At 72.4% G+C, this 18,565-nt stretch carries 20 protein-coding genes and 3 pseudogenes; 13 read left to right on the top strand and 10 right to left on the bottom strand.

From position 1 onward, the window contains the following. Positions 1-21: 21 nt before the first annotated feature. The 3 genes from ACFWA7_RS19455 to ACFWA7_RS19465 all read right to left on the bottom strand — a co-directional run bounded on the left by ACFWA7_RS19455 (position 22) and on the right by ACFWA7_RS19465 (position 1,472). On the bottom strand, positions 22-270 hold the full coding sequence (locus ACFWA7_RS19455; RefSeq protein ID WP_385539178.1) for a DUF397 domain-containing protein: 249 nt from the start codon (positions 268-270) through the stop codon (positions 22-24). A 65-nt stretch (positions 271-335) separates the two neighbouring features. Next, positions 336-917 (bottom strand): hypothetical protein, encoded by a 582-nt coding sequence (locus tag ACFWA7_RS19460; RefSeq protein ID WP_385824091.1) that lies wholly within the window; start codon positions 915-917, stop codon positions 336-338. Positions 918-1,013: 96 nt separating this feature from the next. Next, positions 1,014-1,472, bottom strand: a complete 459-nt coding sequence (locus ACFWA7_RS19465; RefSeq protein WP_385539182.1) for a nuclear transport factor 2 family protein — start codon at positions 1,470-1,472, stop codon at positions 1,014-1,016. A gap of 126 nt (positions 1,473-1,598) precedes the next feature. Between ACFWA7_RS19465 and ACFWA7_RS19470 the strand changes: the two genes are divergently transcribed. Next, positions 1,599-2,156: a TetR/AcrR family transcriptional regulator gene (locus tag ACFWA7_RS19470; protein WP_385824093.1), complete on the top strand. Its 558-nt coding sequence runs from the start codon at positions 1,599-1,601 to the stop codon at positions 2,154-2,156. 74 nt (positions 2,157-2,230) lie between these two features. Beyond that, a pseudogene (locus tag ACFWA7_RS19475) lies at positions 2,231-2,530 on the top strand (phospholipase); the annotation flags it as partial. A gap of 156 nt (positions 2,531-2,686) precedes the next feature. Here ACFWA7_RS19475 and ACFWA7_RS19480 read toward each other — a convergent pair. Beyond that, entirely contained in the window at positions 2,687-2,881 is a 195-nt protein-coding gene (locus tag ACFWA7_RS19480; RefSeq protein WP_385824095.1) for a hypothetical protein, read from the bottom strand. A gap of 149 nt (positions 2,882-3,030) precedes the next feature. Between ACFWA7_RS19480 and ACFWA7_RS19485 the strand changes: the two genes are divergently transcribed. Together ACFWA7_RS19485 and ACFWA7_RS19490 are read left to right on the top strand one after the other, a co-directional pair. Continuing rightward, complete coding sequence (locus tag ACFWA7_RS19485; RefSeq protein ID WP_385824097.1) at positions 3,031-4,281, top strand: LamG-like jellyroll fold domain-containing protein; 1,251 nt, start codon at positions 3,031-3,033, stop codon at positions 4,279-4,281. Between the two features lie 84 nt (positions 4,282-4,365). Beyond that, entirely contained in the window at positions 4,366-5,499 is a 1,134-nt protein-coding gene (locus ACFWA7_RS19490) for a serine hydrolase domain-containing protein (protein ID WP_385824099.1), read from the top strand. A gap of 49 nt (positions 5,500-5,548) precedes the next feature. Here ACFWA7_RS19490 and ACFWA7_RS19495 read toward each other — a convergent pair whose 3' ends face one another. After that, positions 5,549-6,379 carry an alpha/beta fold hydrolase gene (locus ACFWA7_RS19495; RefSeq protein WP_385824102.1) on the bottom strand — a complete coding sequence of 277 codons (831 nt, stop codon included), beginning with the start codon at positions 6,377-6,379 and terminating at the stop codon, positions 5,549-5,551. 132 nt (positions 6,380-6,511) lie between these two features. Here ACFWA7_RS19495 and ACFWA7_RS19500 point away from each other — a divergent pair, with 132 nt between their 5' ends. Then, positions 6,512-7,117, top strand: a complete 606-nt coding sequence (locus ACFWA7_RS19500) for a class I SAM-dependent methyltransferase (RefSeq protein ID WP_385539190.1) — start codon at positions 6,512-6,514, stop codon at positions 7,115-7,117. A 42-nt stretch (positions 7,118-7,159) separates the two neighbouring features. On the opposite strand, the pseudogene ACFWA7_RS19505 reads toward ACFWA7_RS19500, so the two are convergent. Beyond that, positions 7,160-7,831, bottom strand: a pseudogene (locus ACFWA7_RS19505) (TNT domain-containing protein); the annotation flags it as partial. A gap of 475 nt (positions 7,832-8,306) precedes the next feature. On the opposite strand from ACFWA7_RS19505, the gene ACFWA7_RS19510 reads away from it, so the two are divergent. The 5 genes from ACFWA7_RS19510 (at position 8,307) to ACFWA7_RS19530 (ending at position 14,041) form a co-directional block, all read left to right on the top strand. Next, entirely contained in the window at positions 8,307-9,659 is a 1,353-nt protein-coding gene (locus ACFWA7_RS19510; RefSeq protein ID WP_385539192.1) for an ABC transporter substrate-binding protein, read from the top strand. Then, positions 9,656-10,675 carry a carbohydrate ABC transporter permease gene (locus ACFWA7_RS19515; protein ID WP_385824104.1) on the top strand — a complete coding sequence of 340 codons (1,020 nt, stop codon included), beginning with the start codon at positions 9,656-9,658 and terminating at the stop codon, positions 10,673-10,675. The genes ACFWA7_RS19510 and ACFWA7_RS19515 overlap by 4 nt, the downstream gene beginning before the upstream one ends. After that, positions 10,672-11,559, top strand: a complete 888-nt coding sequence (locus tag ACFWA7_RS19520; RefSeq protein WP_385824106.1) for a carbohydrate ABC transporter permease — start codon at positions 10,672-10,674, stop codon at positions 11,557-11,559. The genes ACFWA7_RS19515 and ACFWA7_RS19520 overlap by 4 nt, the downstream gene beginning before the upstream one ends. A gap of 95 nt (positions 11,560-11,654) precedes the next feature. Then, a complete protein-coding gene (locus tag ACFWA7_RS19525; RefSeq protein WP_385824108.1) occupies positions 11,655-12,674 on the top strand; it encodes a carbohydrate kinase family protein in 1,020 nt (339 codons plus the stop codon). Between the two features lie 47 nt (positions 12,675-12,721). Continuing rightward, complete coding sequence (locus ACFWA7_RS19530; protein WP_385539269.1) at positions 12,722-14,041, top strand: alpha-glucosidase/alpha-galactosidase; 1,320 nt, start codon at positions 12,722-12,724, stop codon at positions 14,039-14,041. Between the two features lie 10 nt (positions 14,042-14,051). Here ACFWA7_RS19530 and ACFWA7_RS19535 read toward each other — a convergent pair whose 3' ends face one another. After that, a complete protein-coding gene (locus tag ACFWA7_RS19535; protein ID WP_385824110.1) occupies positions 14,052-14,690 on the bottom strand; it encodes an NAD(P)-dependent oxidoreductase in 639 nt (212 codons plus the stop codon). A gap of 100 nt (positions 14,691-14,790) precedes the next feature. On the opposite strand from ACFWA7_RS19535, the gene ACFWA7_RS19540 reads away from it, so the two are divergent. Beyond that, positions 14,791-15,288, top strand: coding sequence for a MarR family winged helix-turn-helix transcriptional regulator (locus ACFWA7_RS19540; RefSeq protein ID WP_385539202.1), 498 nt, complete (start codon positions 14,791-14,793; stop codon positions 15,286-15,288). A 451-nt stretch (positions 15,289-15,739) separates the two neighbouring features. Here ACFWA7_RS19540 and ACFWA7_RS19545 read toward each other — a convergent pair whose 3' ends face one another. Beyond that, positions 15,740-16,471: an SDR family NAD(P)-dependent oxidoreductase gene (locus tag ACFWA7_RS19545; protein ID WP_385539204.1), complete on the bottom strand. Its 732-nt coding sequence runs from the start codon at positions 16,469-16,471 to the stop codon at positions 15,740-15,742. Positions 16,472-16,716: 245 nt separating this feature from the next. Here ACFWA7_RS19545 and ACFWA7_RS19550 point away from each other — a divergent pair, with 245 nt between their 5' ends. Continuing rightward, positions 16,717-17,208, top strand: a complete 492-nt coding sequence (locus tag ACFWA7_RS19550) for a DUF2269 family protein (RefSeq protein ID WP_385824112.1) — start codon at positions 16,717-16,719, stop codon at positions 17,206-17,208. A gap of 121 nt (positions 17,209-17,329) precedes the next feature. Next, positions 17,330-17,782: a nitroreductase family deazaflavin-dependent oxidoreductase gene (locus ACFWA7_RS19555; RefSeq protein WP_385539208.1), complete on the top strand. Its 453-nt coding sequence runs from the start codon at positions 17,330-17,332 to the stop codon at positions 17,780-17,782. A gap of 57 nt (positions 17,783-17,839) precedes the next feature. Here ACFWA7_RS19555 and ACFWA7_RS19560 read toward each other — a convergent pair whose 3' ends face one another. Both ACFWA7_RS19560 and ACFWA7_RS19565 read right to left on the bottom strand, forming a co-directional pair. Next, the gene (locus ACFWA7_RS19560) at positions 17,840-18,031 is read right to left on the bottom strand and encodes a ferredoxin (protein ID WP_385539210.1); all 192 of its coding nucleotides are present in this window, start codon (positions 18,029-18,031) and stop codon (positions 17,840-17,842) included. 12 nt (positions 18,032-18,043) lie between these two features. Next, a pseudogene (locus tag ACFWA7_RS19565) lies at positions 18,044-18,465 on the bottom strand (cytochrome P450); the annotation flags it as partial. Between the last annotated feature and the right edge of the window lie 100 nt (positions 18,466-18,565).

Here is an 18,565-nt window from a genome sequence, read left to right on the forward strand (position 1 = left end):
GCTGGGGAGGAAGGAACGGGCTCAGCAGAACTTGTCCAGCTGTCCCGCTTTCGCCGCGCGGACCATGGCGGCGATCTCGGACCGGGTGTACCGGAGCACCGGTGCGTCGGCGTCCTTCGTATGCGTCACGGCGATCCGCTCACCGTCCACGGCGAATCCGACGCAATCCTTGGAGTGGTCGAGGTCGCTGAATGACGACTTCTCGAATGCGAGGTGAGGGGCGTTGCGGTTGACGTATTCACTGACCTCGACAAGGCGGGAGTGGTCCACGGAAGAGCTCCTTCGTGCAACAGTGGGGGCTGTTCAGCACGCTACGAGCCCAAGCCGGTGTATTTCTAGTGCCCTTGACAGATGAACGCGTGCTGCGCTAGCGACTCCTGAGAGGTGGATGGGAGCACCTGGGCGCGGAAGGCCCTACCGGAGGCCGAGGTTGGCGGTGGGCGCTCCGCGCAGCGCGGGGCGAGCAGCCCGGCCTGGGGCTCGTCGAGCGCGGGCAGCCCGAACAGCTCGGCCTGCGGCGGGGTGAGCGGCGCGTCAAGGATCGCCCCCGGGCCCTCCGCGCGCAGCGGGGAGGACGGCGTGGTCAGGGCCGCCGAGCCGAGCTTGTCGTCGGTGAGCGGATCCGTCAGCGGCGCCTTGACCAGCGTCGACGGCAGCTCCGAGGTGACCGGCAGGGCCGGCATGAGCGGCGACGGCATCAGCGAGCCGACGACGTGGCGCGGCCCGCCCGGGGAACCCGGCACCGGGATGGGTACGCCAGTGCTCACCGTGGGGGGTTCGAACGGCAGCGTCGCCTCCAGACCTTCCAGCGGGACCGCGACGGGTACGGACGACCCGGCCGCGGCGGGCGTGACCGCCGCCGCCGTGGCCATGTACGTCATCATGGCCGCGAGGCCGGCCCGCTTGGTGACGTTCACAGGTACTTCCATCCCTCTGGGGTCTCGGATCTCTTGACGGACAGGTGCCGCCCGGAAGAACGGGACCGACGAGCCGATCACTCCAAAATTCGTCTGTCAGCGGAGCGGAAAGGCAACGCCCCGCTCGGAATCGGGGCGTGTTCCGAAGATCCGACGTTCCGATTCATCGATCGGCACATCGTTGATGCTCGCTTCACGGCGGTCCATCAGACCGTTCTCGTCGAACTCCCAGAGCTCGTTTCCGTAACTGCGCCACCACTGCCCCGCCGCGTCCCGGCTCTCGTACTGGAAACGCACCGCGATGCGGTTGCCGTCGAACGCCCACAGCTCCTTGCGCAGCGCGTAGTCGAGCTCGCGCTCCCACTTGGCGGTGAGCAGCTCGACGATCCCGGCCCGCCCGGTGACGAAGGTGTCCCGATTGCGCCAGCGGGAGTCCTCGGTGTACGCGAGCGAGACCTTCTCGGGGTCACGGGTGTTCCAGGCGTCCTCGGCGGCCTGGACCTTCTGCCGGGCGGTATGCAGGTCGAAGGGGGGCAGGGGCGGGCGAGCGGTCATGGCGAGGACCTCCGGTCGAACGGCGCGAGCGCGAACGGGCAGCGGGAACGAGAGAGAACGACCGTTCTCCCCGTTGTGCCGCTACTCTAGAGAACGAACGTTCTCAGTTCAAGGAGTGATGAGGTCATGGACAGCGCAGTCGCACGGGAGCGGGTGCTCGACGCCGCCGGGACCCTGTTCTACGGGCGGGGCATCCAGAGCGTCGGCATGGACGAGATCCGCAGCGCCTCCGGTGTCTCGCTCAGGCGCCTCTATGCCCTCTTCCCCGCCAAGGACCAGCTGGTGGAGGCGTATCTGGAGCGCCGGGACACGGTGTGGCGCGGGCGCCTGGCGGAGTACGTCGAGCAGCGCGCGGAGCCCGAGGAGCGGATCCTGGCGGTCTTCGACCATCTGCGCGGCTGGTTCGGCGAGCCCGGCTTCCGCGGTTGCGCGTGGATCAACGCGTACGGCGAACTCGGTGCCTCCTCGGCCCGAGTCGCCGCCCAGGCACGCGCCCACAAGAGCGCGTTGCGGGACTACATTGGCTCGCTCGTCGCGGACGCGGGGCTGCCCGAGCGTCTCGCCGACCATCTGACGCTCCTCGCCGAGGGCGCGATGGTGACCGCCGGCATCTTCCACAGCCCGGACCCCGCGCTCCAGGCCCGCGAAGCGGCGGCCGCGCTGCTGGCGGCGGCCCGGGCCTGAGGCCTCCGCCCCCTCCCACCCGCCCTCGGCGCACCTCCCGGCCCGGCCGGTAGGTGCGCGTGCTGGGCGTCCGGACGGTGGGCGGCTGGGTGTCGAGCGAGGCGTTCGACCACACCTCGGCGCTCCAGTTCCTGGAGGAGTTCACCGGGGTCGAGGAGCCCAACATCAGCCAGTGGCGGCGCCGCACCTTCGGCGACCTCACGTCGGCGTTCCGCTTCGCCCAGGCCCGGCCGCGCCCGCCGCGGCTGCCGCAGAACACGGCGGAGCAGCTGGAGGAGGCGAAGAAGGAGGTGGCGACGCTGCCGAAGCCGACGCTGCCCGGCGCCGACCAGTCGTTCCCGCGCCAGGAGAGGGGCCACCGGCCGCATACGTAGACCGTTACGCGCAGAAGCGGTCGTACAGGAGACTGAAACGGTCGTACGCGAGGCTGTCCGGACCGGACACCTCCGGTTCCGGGCGGCTCTCGCCCGGGAGTGAACAGACCTTCACACGGCGTTCAACAGCTGGTCACCAGGTGTTGGTCGAATCCCCTACGGGACGATCACCACCATGATCTCCATGTCGTTCACCCCGTACAACTCACCGGCACCAGGTGGCGCTTCCTTCCCACGGTGCAGACCGTGGTCCGCCAGGGCCCTCGCAGGGCTGCTCGCCCTCGCCTTCGCGGCGGTCTCCCTCCTTCTCGCCGCGCCCTCGTCGTACGCGAGCGGCCCGCTGGCGTCCACGCGCGCTCTCGTCGGCGCAGAGCAGGTGCTGTTCCGCTCCGGTGTGGGCGGTTACGGCTGCTATCGCATTCCGGCCCTGGTGAAGACGAAGGCGGGCAGCCTGCTCGCGTTCGCGGAGGGGCGCAAGTCTCCCACCTGCGCCGATCGCGGTGACATCGATCTGGTTCCGGTACGCGGCGGGCTCCACCACGCCGGACCAGGCGCTGGTGTGGGCGTACGGGACGGGGAGCAGCAGCCCGCAGCTGTGGGTGCGCGCCCAGCCGTCGCAGGACCGGCTCTACGCCTGGGTGCAGACGGACACGGGTACGGCGGCCGTCGCGCTGCCGGACGCCACGTCGACGAGGTCGTTCGGGGACGGGGCATGGCATCTGATGACGCTGACCCGGTCGGCCGACAAGGTCTCGCTCGGCGTGGACGCCCGTACCCCGGTCACGGTGAGCGGTCCGACCGGCTCGCTGACGCCCGCGCAGGGCAGCGGCCAGCAGGGGGTGCGGGTCGGCTCGAAGCTCGACGACACGAGTGTGTTCGACGGTGACGTGGACGAGTTCAGGATCTACCACCGGGCGCTGACGACGGCGGAGATCTCGACGGTCGCTGGTTCCACGGCGGGCTCTTCCGGTTCCTACCCGGCCGATCTTCCGGCGCTTTGGTGGTCGTTCGAGAACCAGTACACGGGCGCGAAGGACGTGGTGCGCCCCGCGGCGGGTCCGGCGACCCCGGACTCGACGGTCCACTGCGGCCACGGTTTCGTGCGCGGCGGCGCGGCGACCGTGCCCGGCCGGTTCGGCAACGCGCTTGCCTTCGACGGGTCGAACGACGCCGTCGACCTGCCGTACGGCGCGGCCACCGCGCTCGGCTCGGCCGACTTCACCGTCAGCACCTGGCTCAAGTACTCGGCCACCACAGCCAGTCCGGACCAGGTGCTGGTGTGGGCGTACGGGACGGGCGCCTCGGAGCGGCAGATCTGGCTGCGGGCGCAGCCCGCGCAGGACCGGCTGTACGCCGCGTTCGAGACGGACACGGCGACCACGGTGGTGGCGGCGGTGGACGGCTCGGGCGAGGCCGGTTTCGGCGACGGTGCCTGGCACCACGTGGCCCTGCAACGGGCGGACGGACAGCTCCGGCTGATCGTCGACGGGGTGACGCTGGGCAGCGCGGCGGCCCCGGCGGGCTCGGTGACCACGGGTGACACGTACGCCGTGGACGGTTTCCGCCTGGGCGCGAAGCCGGACGGAACCAATCCGTTGACCGGCTCGCTGGACGAGTTCCGGATCACCCGCAAGGCGCTGTCGGCGGACGAGCTGACGACGCTGCGCACGCAGAACAGCCTGCCGGGGACGGCGACTTCGACGTGGCTGCCGTTCCAGGTGACCACGGGAGCGGAGTTCGGACGTATGTAGCTATGTAGCCTGCGGGTACGAATGTGGTGGCCGTCCGTCGCCCTGCGCGGCGGGCGGCCATCCGCGCGAGTGGGGAGCAGTGGGATGACCGAGGCACGACCGCGTAATGCCGCCCAGAGCCGGGCCGAGGAGATCCTGGACGAGGTGACGGCGTCCGGCGAGGAGACCGGCGTCCAGGTGGCGGCCTATCTCGACGGCGAGCTCGTCGTGGACGCGTGGGCGGGCCTGGCCGATGTGGAGGGCGGCCGTCCGATGGAGGCGGAGACGCTGGTGCCGTCGTGGTCGACGGGGAAGGGAGTCGCGGCGGCGCTGGTGGCGGTCCTGGTGGACCGGGGGAGGGTGGGCTACGACACCCCGATCGCCGAGCACTGGCCGGAGTTCGGGGCGCGGGGCAAATCGGGGATCACCCTGGGCCACGTCCTGTCGCACTCGGCTGGGCTGCCGCAGCTGCCCCCCGACGTGACCCCGGAGGAACTGTTCGACGTGGCGGCGGTCGGGGACTGGCTGGCCGGGCAGGCGCCGCTGTGGGAGCCGGGCACGGCGAGCGGCTACCACGGCTGGACGTACGGCGTACTGCTGGCGGAGGCCCTGCGCCGGGCCACCGGCCGTACCTGCGACGAGCTGCTGCGGGAGGAGCTGGCGGCGCCGCTGGGGGTGGCGGACTCGCTGCTGTTCTCGGTCCCTGACCACTTGGTGGACCGGGTGGCCACGTGCTACGACGGCGGCTGGTCGGCGTACTTGGACCGTATGCCGTCGGACTCCCCCTTCTTCACCTTCGCCCCCCGCCCGGTGCTGCCGGTGGCCGCGCTGGCCAACCGCGCCGGCTTCCGCCGGGCGGCGCTCCCGGCCAACGGGACGATGACGGCCCGGGCGGCGGCCCGGGTGTACGCGGCGCTGGCCTGCGGCGAGCTGGACGGCGTACGCCTGATGTCGCAAGCCACCCTGAAGGAGGCGACGACCCCGAGGACGAGCGGCGAGGACCGCTCCCTGGGCTTCCCGTTGTTGAAGGGCTACGGCTTCATGCTGGGCGGCGCGGGCTCGGTGGTGCGCTCCCCCGACGGCGGCTTCGGCACAAACGGCTCAGGCGGCAGCGCCGCCTCCGCCGACCCGGCCCACCGCTTCTCCTTCGCCGTGACGAAGAATCGGATGAGCGTGAACGGGCTGGACAAGCGGCTCTTCCGGGAGGTGCGGGGGGCGCTGGGCATCGGCGGGGGCTGAGCGCCGGCGGAGCTCTTCGTCGGCCGGCCGGGCTCATCCCATGGCGCAGTCAGCGGCCCGTGAGCTCCCGCAGGTCCGCCGTGAGCCGGTCCGCGTGGGTGACGAACAGGCCGTGACCGGCGTTCTCGTACACGTGGTAGGTGCTGCCCGGGATCAGGCGGGCGGCCCGCTCCCCCGTCAGCGCGATCGGCGCGGACGCGTCGTGCGTGCCATGGATGACCAGGACCGGGACGTCGATCTTGGCGAGTTCGGGGGCGACGTTCAGGGTCACGACGAGGTCGCCGAGGGCGTTGGCGGCGCGGGCCGTGGCGCCGGCGCAGCGGTTCTCCCAGTACTGGACGTGGGCGGGCGAGACGTCGTTGCCGGGGCGGTCCAGGGCGAAGAACGCGGCGGCGCCGTCGGCGAAGAAGCCCGGGCGGTCCTTGCGGAAGACCGCGTTCCCGGCGGCGATGAGGGCGGGGTCCACGCCCTCGGGGTGGTCGGCAGAGCGGGCCGGGCCGGGTGCCATCCCGGCCACCAGGGCGACCCGAGCCACCCGCCCGCTGCCGTGCAGGGTGAGGTAGCGGACGACCTCGGCGGTGCCGATCGAGTGTCCGACCAGGGTGATGTCGGTGAGGTCGAGATGGTCGAGGAGCGCGCCGACGTCCCCGGCCAGGGTGTCGAGGTCGAACCCGTCCCACACGTCGTCGGACCGCCCGTGCCCGCGCCGGTCGAGCCCGACGCACCGGTAGCCCTCGGCGGCCAGCGTGAGCATCTGGAACTCCCACATCTCCGTACCGAAGTAGGAGCTGTTGACGAAGACGATCGTCCGGCCCTCGCGCGGCCCGTAGTCGACGTAGTGGAGGCGGGTGCCGTCGGTGCCGGTCTCGAAGTACGGCATGGCGCTGGGTCCTTCCCCGTGGGTGACCGCCTCGCGCGGCGGTGCGTTGTGTGATCAATGGTGCGGGGAGCGGGGCCCGTTGGCGATTACCTCGCTGGTAATGCCGGGCTGCTGATCGTTTAGCCTGACCGTGTGAACGACACCGTCGCGGGGACGCAGGGGTACGGCGCTGACGCCGACGCGCTGGCCGAGCAGTACGAGAGCGTGACCTTCGAGGAGGTCCACGGCGGTCTGCTGCACCTCTATCCGGCCTCGCCCGTACGGGCCCTGGACCTCGGCGCCGGGACCGGGCGGGACGCGGCCGCACTGGCCCGCCTCGGCCACACGGTCACGGCCGTCGAGCCGACCGCCGAACTCCGCCTCCACGGCGAGCGGTTGCATCCGGAACCCGCTCTGACCTGGCTCGACGACGCGCTGCCGGACGTGCCGGTGCTCACCGGGCTCGGCGAGCGGTTCGACCTGATCCTGCTCACGGCGGTGTGGATGCACCTGGACGCCGCCGAGCGCGCCCGGGGCATGCGGGCCGTCGCCGCGCTGCTCGCTCCCGGCGGCACGCTGGCGATGACCGTACGCAGCGGCCCGGTGCCGTCCGGGCGGCGCATGTTCGACGTGCCGGAGGCCGAGACCCTCGCGCTTTCCGAGGCGGCGGGGCTGCGAGCCGCCCACCGGGGCAGCCGCGCCGATCTGCACGGCCGCCCCGGCGTGCGGTGGTCGGAGCTGGTGTTCACCGCCCCCTAGCGGGAAGCGGACCAGAACCGGAACCGGAACCGGAACCCGCGCTCAGCCGGTCGCCACCCCCGCCAGCGCGCTCCTCTCCGCCCCCACATTCGTCTCCGCCTTCAGATACCCGTGGTCAAGGAGCCACTTCACATTGAGCTTCTGGCCCTCGCCCGGGTCGACGAACATCGGATCCAGCTTCACCTGTTCGCCGCCGCCACGCTGCTCGAACCAGGGCGCGATCCGGCCCTCCCAGACGGTGAAGCTCTTGGTCACCCCGTACGCGTGGTACGCACACGGGTAAGCCGCCTCACGCGTGATCAGGCTCTGCGGCGGCAGCGCCCGGCGGCCGTAGCCCGCCCCGGCCGGGGCGAGGAACGCGCCGTACTCGGAGCCGAAGCGGTCCAGGTCCTCACCCACGTGCAGCCGTACCGCCCGCTTGTCGAGGATGCCGTCGGGGCCGTTGGCGAAGCCGTCGTTGGGCGGGTACTTCCAACTGCCCGCCGTGGTGTCCCAGTAGGTGGCGAGGAACGCCGTCGGGCTGAGGCGGCCGGTGCGGTGGTAGCCGAAGAGCAGCGGGCCGACCGGGTCCTGCCAGGGCTTCGGCAGGTACTGCGGGCCGAGGCGCTCGTCGCCCTCGTACGTGCCCGAGCAGGCCGCCGGAGCGACCGGCTGCGACGCGGTCCTGGCGCTCGCGGCCGTGCCCTCGGCGGGCGCGGCCGCCTGCGCCGGGGGGGGCGCCGATCAGCCCGGTCGCGGCGAGCGCGGCGGTGGACGCGCCGATGCCCATGAGGACACGCAGCCTGCGGAACGGATTCACCGATGAACCTCCTGAAAGGTGATGGCCAGGGGGACGGCCAACGCGGACGACCGAGGTGATGGACCCTCACATCCAGTGGTGGAGGCGACACTTGGAGATCTCCTCCGCGCAATTGGGCCGAAAGATCACCACCCGGGCCGGAAGCGCACCATTGTGCCGTGGAGTGACGTGTGGTGACGGACGGCACGCGGAGCGGCACCGCTCTCGGGTACTTGACGCGTGACCCCCGAGGCGCTTTCATCCAGCCAGTGCAGGGCCCACGCGGCCCGGCGCTTCGAGAGGTGCGCCCAGCCGGTAGCGGATCCCGACCCGATCCGGAGTCCGGCCCGAGTCGCCAGGACGTGTGTCCCGCGTCCGAGGCGGGGCGCATCCGCGAAGGGATGGACGACCATGCCCGCCGGTCATGACCGCACCAGCAAGCCCCACCCCGCCCCGGGCCTCCCGCGCCGCCGGGTCCTGCGCACCGGGGCCGGCGTCGTCGCCGGGGCCGCGACCCTTCCCCTGCTCGACGCCTGCGCCTCGACCACCTCCGACGGCGTCGGCGCCGACGGCCGCGTCAACATCGAGATGTGGCACGGCCAGAACGAGATCGGTGCCAAGGCGATCGAAGGGCTGGCCGCCGACTTCAACCGCTCGCAGTCCCGCGTCCGGGTGAACGCGAGCGGCGGCGGCGTGGTCGCGGACGCGATGCTCCAGAAGGTGACGGCCGCGCTGGCGGCCGGTGCCTATCCCGACATCGCGTACATCTTCGGCTCGGACCTCGCGAGCATCGCCCGCAGCCCGAAAGTCGTCGATCTGACCGGCGCGCTGCACGACGGCTCGCCGCCGTGGAACGACTTCTGGCCCTCCGTCAGGGAGGCCGTCACCCTGCACGGCAAGGTACGGGCCGCACCCTCGCTGCTCGACTCGCTGGCCGTCGCCTGCAACACCACACTCTTCCGGCGCGCCGGAATCCCGCTGCCCGGACCCGGCTGGACCTGGCCCGAGTTCGTGGCCACCGCCAGGAAACTCACCGACGCCGGACACGGCGTCTTCGGCACCGGCTGGCCCGGCGCGGGCGACGAGGACACCGTGTGGCGGCTGTGGCCGATGGTGTGGGACCTCGGCGGCGATGTGATCGGCCCCGACGGCAGGAGCATCGGCTTCGCCGACGCCGGACGGCGGGCCCTGGAGACCGTCGCCCAACTGGTCGCCGACAAGAGCGTCTACATCGACCCCAAGCCCGGCAGCGAGCAGATGTACCAGGTGTTCACCTCCGGCCGGATGGGCATGGTGATCACCGGGCCGTGGCAGCTGCCCAACATCGTGGAGTCCAAGCTGCCGTACGACGTGGTGCCGATGCCCACCTACAGCGGAAAGCCGCTGACCATCTCCGGGCCCGACACCTGGACCCTCTTCGACAACGGCAAGGCGCGTGCCCGGGCGGCCGTGGAGTTCGTCCGCTGGCTGATCACTCCCGCGCAGGACGTGCGGTGGGACATAGGGGGCGGCAGTCTGCCGCTGAGCAGACGGACCGAGGCCGAGAGCGCCTGGCAGCGGCACTCCGCCGACACCGTCGGCCTCCCGGTGTTCACCAAGGCCCTGGAGACCGCCCGGGTGCGGCCCATCCACCCCGCCTATCCGCAGATCTCGCAGGCCACCGGTGAGGCCGTGGTGTCCGTGCTGCTCGGCCGCGCCTCCCCCGCCAAGGCGGTGCGCCGGTGCGCCGACAAGGCGGACGCCGCCCTGCTGATTCCCCGATGAGGAGGGTCGTCGTGGACCGAGGATCCCGTACGGGCGCACCCCGCCCGCTCACCCTGGCGCCAGACGACCGGGAGCCCGTCGAACGGCGCCGCGCCCGGCGCAGGCGGGCACGCGGCGAGCAGGCCACCGCCTGGGCGTTCATCACCCCGTCGGTCCTGGTCATCCTGGGGCTGAGCGTGGTGCCGGTCATCTGGTCGCTGCTGCTGTCGTTCCGCGCCGACGACCTGGTCACCCCCGGCCGCTGGGTCGGCCTCGACAACTACCGGGCCCTGTCGAAGGACCCCGGCTTCCGCAAGGCCGTCGAGAACACCCTGACGTACGCGGGCCTGTACGTGCCGCTGAGCCTGGCCGGCGGGCTCGCGCTGGCCCTCGCGCTGAACCGGCGGATCCGGTTCGTCGGCGTCTACCGCACCCTCGTCTTCATACCGTTCGTCGTCTCGGCCGCCGCGCAGGGCGTGCTGTTCTCCTTCATCTTCGACCCGCAGTTCGGCGCGGCCAACTCGATCCTGCACAAGCTGGGCGTCTCACCGCAGGGCTTCCTGACCGACCCCGGCCAGTCGCTGTACGTCCTGCTGGCGATCTCGCTGTGGAGCGGGATCGGCTTCTGCGTCGTCGTCTTCCTCGCCGCGCTCCAGGACGTACCCGCCGAACTCGTCGAGTCGGCACGCCTGGACGGGGCGAGCCGGGCGCAGGTCCTGCGGTATGTCACGCTGCCGACGCTCGCCCCGGTCACCGCGTTCCTGGTGCTGTGGCAGCTGATCACCGCGCTCCAGGTGTTCGACCTGGTGTACGTGACGACCAAGGGCGGCCCGCTGGAGTCGACCACGGTCATCGTGTACTTCGTCTGGCAGCAGGCGTTCCGCACCTTCACCGCGGGCTACGGCGCCGCCGCCGCCTACGTACTCGCCGTCGCCCTGCTCCTCGCTGGCACAGCCGTGACCCTCTACCGCCGCCACCGGGAGCGCACCACCGGTGCCGCACCCGGACTGCGGCGCGCGGAAGGAGTGGCCCGATGACCGCCTCCACCATGGCCACCGAGGGCGCCGCACCCGCCGCCGCCCCGGCGGCGCGCACCACCCGGCGACGCCGACTGCCGTTCAGCGCCTGGCACTTGCTGCTCGCGCCGCTCTCGCTCTGCTTCGCGCTGCCGCTGGTGTGGCTGGTGCTCAGCTCGTTCATGACCAACGCCGAGATCAACCGGTTCCCGCCGGCGCTGTGGCCCCAGGGGATCGACTTCGGCGGGTACCGCTATGTGCTGGGCAACGCGATGTTCCCGCGCTGGTTCGCCAACTCGTGCATCGTCTCGGTCGTCGCCGTCGGCTCGAACCTGGTGCTCGGGGCGCTCGGCGGCTACGCGTTCGCCCGGATGCGGTTCCGGGGTTCGCGGGCGCTGCTCGCGCTGATGCTGGCGACGATGGTGATCCCGTTCCAGCTGACGATGATCCCCACGTTCCTGGTGATGAAGTGGCTGGGGCTGATCGACACTCTGGGCGCGCTGATCGTGCCCTCGCTGGTCACGCCGTTCGCGGTCTTCCTCTTCCGGCAGTTCTTCCTCGGGCTGCCCAGGGAGATGGAGGAGGCCGCCTGGATCGACGGCTGCTCACGGCTGCGGGTGCTCTTCTCGATCGTGGCGCCGCTGGCCCGGCCCGCGCTCGCCACGGTCGCGGTACTGACCTTCCTCGCCACCTGGAACGACCTGTCCTGGCCACTGATCGCCATCAACCACGACACCCAGTACACCCTCCAGCTGGGGCTGACCACCTTCCAGGGGCAGCACCACACCCAGTGGGCGGCGGTGATGGCGGGCAACGTCATCACGGTGCTGCCGGTGCTGCTCGCCTTCCTCTTCGCCCAGCGGACCTTCATCCAGTCGTTGACGTCGAGCGGGCTGAAGGGCTGACGCGGGCCGGGCCTCCGCCCGGCCGACGCCACCCGGAGCCGCCGCTCCCCTCGCACCCCGTCACTCGACTCCCCCGGACCGGAAAGCCCTTTGCCATGCCTTCACCACCCGCGCCCCCACCACCGGCGCCTCCGCCTTCCGCGCGCCCCTTCGACCTCCTCGTCGTGGGCGACGCCAACCCGGACGTGGTCCTCGGCCCGGTGCCGCGCGACCTCGCGTACGGCCAGCGCGAACAGCTCGTCGAGCGGGCCGACCTCGTTCTCGGCGGCTCCGCCGCGATCATGGCGTGCGGCGCGGCCCGGCTCGGGCTGCGCGTGGCGTTCGCGGGCCGCGTCGGCGACGACCCGGCGGGCGCCTTCGTCCGTACGGCCCTGGCCGCACGCGGAGTCGACACCTCGGCCCTGACCACCGACCCCGAACGGGCCACCCCGCTCACCGCCGTCCTCACCCGGGGCGCCGACCGGGCGATCCTCACCGCGCCGGGATGTCTGACCGCGACCGGGCCCGGGGACGTCCCCGAGGCGCTGCTCGCCGGGACCCGGCACGTCCACGCGGCCTCGTTCTTCCTGATGCCGCGGCTCGCCGGGGCGCTCGCCGAGATGTTCGCGCGGGCGCGCGAGCTCGGCGCGACCACCTCCCTCGACACCAACGACGACCCGTCCGGCCGCTGGGACCCGGAACTGCTCGACCCGGTCCTGAAGGTGACGGACCAGGTGCTGCCCAACGCGGCCGAGGCGCGCGCCATGACCGGGGTCGCCAAGGGCGTGGCCGAGGCGGCGGCCGCACTGGCCCGGCGCGGCCCGCTCGTCGTGGTCAAGAACGGCGCCGAGGGGGCGCTCGCGCACGACGGGGCGCGGGTCACCACGGCTCCCGCCCTGCCCGTCGAGCCGCTCGACACGGTCGGGGCCGGGGACAGCTTCGACGCCGGATTCGTCGCCGCCGTACTGCGCGGGCTCGGCCTCGCGGACGCGCTGGCCGTCGCAGCGGCCTGCGGCTCGCTGTCCACCCGCGGCCGCGGCGGCACCGCGGCCCAGCCCACCTGGGACGAGGCCGTCGCCCGCGTTCCGAGCACGGGAGTCACCGGAGTCACGAGAGTTACCGGAGTTTCCGCATGACCGAGACGACGACCGAGACGACGACCGAGACGACTGGAGTCACCGAGATGGCCGAACCGGCCGAAGTGAAGATCGCCTTCATGGGCGCGGGCAGCGTGGTGTTCACCCAGGGGCTGCTGGCCGACCTGTTCGCCTTCCCCGAGTTCACCCGGCTGCGGATCGCGCTGCACGACATCGACCCCGAGCGGCTGGCGACCAGCGAGGCGGCGGCCCGGCACATCGCGGGGGCGCTGAAGGTCGCGCCCGTCATCACCGCGCACCCCGACCGGCGCGGCGCGCTCGACGGCGCGCACTTCGTCATCAACACCGTCCAGGTCGGCATGAACGCGGCGACCCGCACCGACTTCGCCGTCCCCGCCCGCTACGGGCTGCGCCAGACCATCGGGGACACGCTCGGCGTCGGCGGCATCTTCCGGGCCCTGCGCACCTTCCCGGTGCTGCGGTCGATCGCCGAGGACATGGCCGAACTCTGCCCGGACGCCTGGCTGCTGAACTACACCAACCCGATGGCGATGAACCTCCTCTATCTGCACCGGATCGCCCCCCGGCTGAAGGCGGTGGGCCTGTGCCACTCGGTGTACTGGACGATGCACGACCTGGCCGAGCTGGTCGGCGTGGACTTCTCCGAGGTGTCGTACCTGGCCGCCGGGATGAACCACCAGGCGTGGGTGCTGCGCTTCGAGCGCGACGGCCGGGATCTGCACCCGCTCCTGGACGCCGCCATCGAGAAGGACCGCGAACTGCCGCGCCGCGTCCGCGTGGACATGTACCGCAGGCTCGGCCACTACCCCACCGAGACCAGCGAGCACTCCTCCGAATACGTGCCGTGGTACCTGCACCACGACAGCGAGGTGGAGCGGCTGCGGCTGCCGATCGGCGCGTACCTCGACATCATCGAGGACAACACGGTCAGCTACGAGCGCACCCGCAGCGCCCTGGCGGCGGGGCGGCCGCTGCCGGTCGAGGGCACCATGGAGTACGCCCCGCAGATCGTCCACAGCATCGTGACGGGCACCCCCCGCACGATCTACGGCAACGTCCCCAACCAGGGGCTGATCAGCAATCTGCCGACCGACTCGGTGGTCGAAGTCCCGTGTCTGGTCGACGCGTCGGGCGTGCAGCCGACCCACGTCGGCGCGCTGCCGCCGCAGTGCGCGGCGCTGAACCGTACGTACGCGAGCGTCACCGATCTGGTGGTCCGGGCCGCCACCGAGGGCGAGCCCCGGCATGTGCGGCACGCCGCGATGACCGACGCGGCGACCGCCGCCACGCTGCCGGTGGAGCGGATCTGGGACCTGTGCGACGACCTCGTACAGGCCCACGGGGAGCTGCTCCAGCCCGAGTTGAGGGTGCTGCTCGGGCACTGAGGGCGGCGCCTCAGTACGCCACGGTGAACCTCGTCCGGTGGTGGCGGGGCTCCTCCGCCTCGTCGAGGAGCGCCACCGCGAGGTCCTCCATGGAGATCGCGGACTCGCCCCGGTCGTCCACCAGGAGCTCGTCGGCACCGAGCCGGTAGCTGCCGGTGCGCTCGCCCGGCTCCAGGAGGGCGGCCGGGCTGAGGTAGGCCCAGTCGACCTCGGTCTCGGCGCGCCAGACGGCGAGCTGCTCGGTGCACGCCTGCGCGATGGGCCGCCAGTCGGCCGGGAAGTCGGGGGCGTCGACGACGGTGGCGCCGCCGGCGCCGGGCAGCGTCAGGGTGGCGGCGCCGCCGACGACCAGTACCCGCACTCCGGTTCCGGCGAGCCCGGCCAGGAGTGCCTTGGTCACCGTGACGAGGTCGCCCTCGCTGCCCGGAGCGGGCCGGGTGGCGCTGATGACCAGGTCCTGTCCGGCGCTCAGCTCGGCTATGTCGTCGACGTTCTGCGCGTCGCCGGTACGGGCGAGGGCGGCCGGGTGGAGTTCGGGGAAGCGGGCCCGGTCACGCACGACGGCGGCGACCTCGTGCCCCCGGGCGACGGCCTCGGCCACGACGCGGCTGCCGACGTTTCCCGCGGCTCCGAAGACGGTGATGCGCATGAGTGTCCGCTCCTTCTGGTTCGTCCGGTCGCGCTGGAAGATTTCTCTTAGCGCTAAGAGAAAAGTATCTCATCGCTAAGAGATTGGCTAGTGTGGGTCCGTGACCGACCATGTGGACCTCCTGCTCGCGCAGTGGGGCGAGCGCCGCCCCGACCTCGATGTATCGCCGATGGCGGTGATCGGGCGGCTGAAACGCCTCTCCCGGCTCATCGAGACCGAGCTGCGCCGCACCTTCGCCGAGCACGGCCTCGACCCCGCCTCCTTCGACGTGCTCGCGACCCTGCGCCGCAGCCCGCCGCCCCATCTGCTCACCCCCGCCGAGCTGATGCGCTCCGCCATGGTGACCTCGGGCGCCGTCTCGCAGCGCCTCGACCGGCTGGAGGCGCGCGGCCTGGTGACCCGCTCCCCGAGCGCGGCCGACGGCCGGGTCGTCGAGGTCGCCCTCACCGCCGAGGGCCGCGCGCTCATCGACCGGGCGCTGCCCGACCACCTCGCCACGGAGGAACGGCTGCTCGCCGCCCTCGGCGCGGACCGGCGGGACGCACTCGCGGGGACCCTGCGCGAGCTCCTCGAATCCCTTGGGGACGGCGTCGACTGACCCGGCCCCCGGACCGCCCGGAAGGGGCCGCGCTCGGCGACGGATGGAGTACGGCCGACGGGCGTGGGCACGCGCTGGAGGAGACAGTGGAGACGGCGTCGGCCCGCACGGGCCAGGTCCCGGGCGCGGAGCCGACGCCCCGCCCATCGGCCCGGAGCAGGGCCGGAGCACCCAGGAGGTCCCGATGACCCAGCCCCCGTACCCCGATCCCAACCCGCCGACGCCGGGGCCCACCCCGGGCCCCGGGCCGACCCCCGGCCCGCCCGATCCCGCGCCGCCGACGCCCACTCCGGGGCCGACGCCCGGCCCGCCCGCGCCGGGGCCGGGACCGCTGCCGGGGCCCCTGCCCGTGCCGGAGCCGGATCCCGTACCCAACCCGCCGGGGCCCGACCCCGTACCGGAACCGATGCCCTCGCCGGGTCCGCTGACCTGACGCCGGGGCAGCTCCCGGCTACATCCCGCCCGCCACCCGCATGACGGTCCCCGTCGCGTACGAGGCGTCGTCGCAGAGCAGCCACGCGACCGCTCCGGCGATCTCGTCCGGCCGCCCGGCCCGGCCCATCGGGATGGCGTCGGCGAGCTTCGCGGGGCGCTCGGGGTCCTCGTGGAAGCCGGTCCAGATGATGCCCGGCGCCACACAGTTGACCCGGATGCCGTCGGCCGCGACCTCCTTGGAAAGCCCGACCGTCATGGCGTCGACAGCCGCCTTGGTGGCGGCGTAGTGCACGTACTGCCCGGGGCTGCCCAGGGTGGCCGCGGCCGAGGAGATGTTGACTATGGACCCGCCGCCCCGCGCCGCCATGTCGCGCACGGCCCGGCGGGCGCAGAGCAGATAGCCCAGCACATTGACGTCGATGGCCCGGCGCATCCCCTCCGCGTCGGCGTCGGCGAGACGGCCGTTGGGCCCGCTGACCCCCGCGTTGTTGACGAGCCCGGTGACCGGGCCGAGCGTGGCGGCGGCGTCGAAGAGCCGGTCCACGGAGGCCTCGTCCGCCGTGTCGACCGCCACCGCCAGGCTGTTGCGGCCCGCCGCGCGCACCTCCTCGGCGACGGCTTCGGCGGCCGCGGCGGCCGAGCGGTAGCCCACGACCACGTCGTGGCCGTCGGCGGCCAGACGGGCGCAGACCGCGGCGCCGATACCGCGGCTGCCGCCGGTGACGACGGTGACGGACTTCTGCTCCACAACGAACCTCCGGCGCCGAGCGGGCGGCCACTCCGAATGGAAGTGATCTTCCATCATCATAGGTTCCGGCACTGAAAACGCCCCGGGAACCCTGTGTACGGACGGCGGCGCACCCGCCCGAGCGAGTTGGCGGGAATCCGTTGGATGCTGGCACTCCCGCCACTTCTCCGGCGCACGAGCACGCCATAACGTCGGCCGGGGCCCCCGTCCGGGAGCCCTCACACCCGTACGAAAGTGCCCAGCTCGTGACGAAGTTCCTCCTCACCGTGCACATCCTGGCCGCGATCCTCGCCGTCGGACCGGTCGCCGTGGCCGCCAGCATGTTCCCGCCCACCGCCCGGCGGGCACTGGCCGCGCCCGATGACGCGCAGGCGCTGGCGTCGGTGCGGCTGCTGTACCGGATCTGCCGGGTCTACGCCGCCGTGGGCGTCGCGGTGCCCGTCTTCGGGTTCGCCACGGCGAAGAACATGCACATCCTCGGCGACACCTGGCTGATCGTCTCGATCGTGCTGACAACGCTCGCGGCGGGCGCGCTGATCGCGCTCGTCCTGCCGCGCCAGGACGCGGTACTCACCGAGCTCGACGCGGCCGCCACGGGCGGGCACACCGGACCGGTGACCGCCGTCGGCGCACGCCGGACCGTCCGACTGGCCATGTTCACCGGGGTGTTCAACCTCCTGTGGGCGGCGGTGACCGTCCTCATGATCCTGCGGCCCGGCTCCACCACCGGAGGCTGACGGCCGGGCGGCCGGGCTTCCGCGCGGAGACGTTTCCGGCCGCCCGGGTGCGCCCCGACGACTCGCCCCCGCCGAGTGGGGCAGGCTGGAAGGCGAATCACCCTCGGCAAGGGAGGACGCAGTGACTCTGAAACCCGGAGAAGGCGGCTCGGTGGAGATCAGCCCGACCGGCTGGGTGGCCAAACAGGCCCAGCTGTACGAGGAGTCGGGCGGCACCAGAGGAACGACCCTGCACGGCGCGCCCTGTCTGCTCCTGGACTACGTCGGCCGCCGCACCGGCACCGTACGGCGCACCGTGCTGATCTACGGGCGCGACGGCGACGACCATCTGATCGTGGCCTCCAAGGGCGGATCCGACGACCACCCGCTCTGGTACCTCAACCTCGTGGACGAGCCGGACGTCAGCGTCCGGGTCGGCGCCGAGCGGTTCCCGGCCCGCGCCGAGACCCTCTCCCCGGAGGAGAAGGCCAGGGTGTGGCCGCACCTGGTGGAGGTGTTCCCGCCGTACGCGGAGTACCAGAACAAGACCGAGCGGGACATTCCCGTCGTACGGCTGCGGCACACGGGCCGCTGACGGCCGCGGCCACCGGTGGTACGGCACACGAACCGGTGCCGTACCACCGGCGCGTTCTCAGTCCGCGAGCGAGATGGCCTGCACCGGGCAGGCGCGGGCCGCCTCGCGGGCCATGGGGTCTCCCCCGCCGTCCGCGCGCCCCGGCAGCAACTCGCTGAAGCCGTCGTCGTCCTGGGTGAACACACCCGGCGCCGTCAGGGCGCACTGCCCCGAGCCGATACAGACGTCACCATTGATGCTGATCCTCATGAGCCCACTCCACTACCAAGTGACGGGGAGTTCCAGCATCCCCTGGAGGGTGTCGCCCGGTTTGAACGGAATCCGGTCGGCGGGCGCCGCAAGCCGCAGCCCCGGCAGCCGCGCGAAGAGGCCGCCCAGGGCGATCTCCATCTCGGCCCGCGCCAGGTTCTGCCCCAGGCACTGGTGGATGCCGAACCCGAAGCCCACGTGGCGGCGGGCCGACCGGTGCCGGTCGAGCGCGTCGGCGTCCGGATAGACCGAGCCGTCCCGGTTGACCAGGGAGGTGGAGAGCACCACGCCCTCCTCGGCACGGATCACGGTCCCGGCCACCTCGATGTCCTCGGTCGCCACCCGCAGAATGCCGTCCGCGATGGAGAGAACCGCATCAGTTCCCCGACCGCCACCGGCATCAGCGACGCGTCCGCCCGCAGCTCCGCGAGCCGCTGCGCCTTCGCCTTCCTCGCCGACCGGTCGGCGGGAGCGGGCAACTCCGCCCTGCGCGGGGTTCTTCGCCCCGCTCGCGACCGGCGAGACGCTCGCCCA

This window comes from Streptomyces sp. NPDC059994 (assembly GCF_042737755.1).
Lineage (GTDB): Bacteria > Actinomycetota > Actinomycetes > Streptomycetales > Streptomycetaceae > Streptomyces.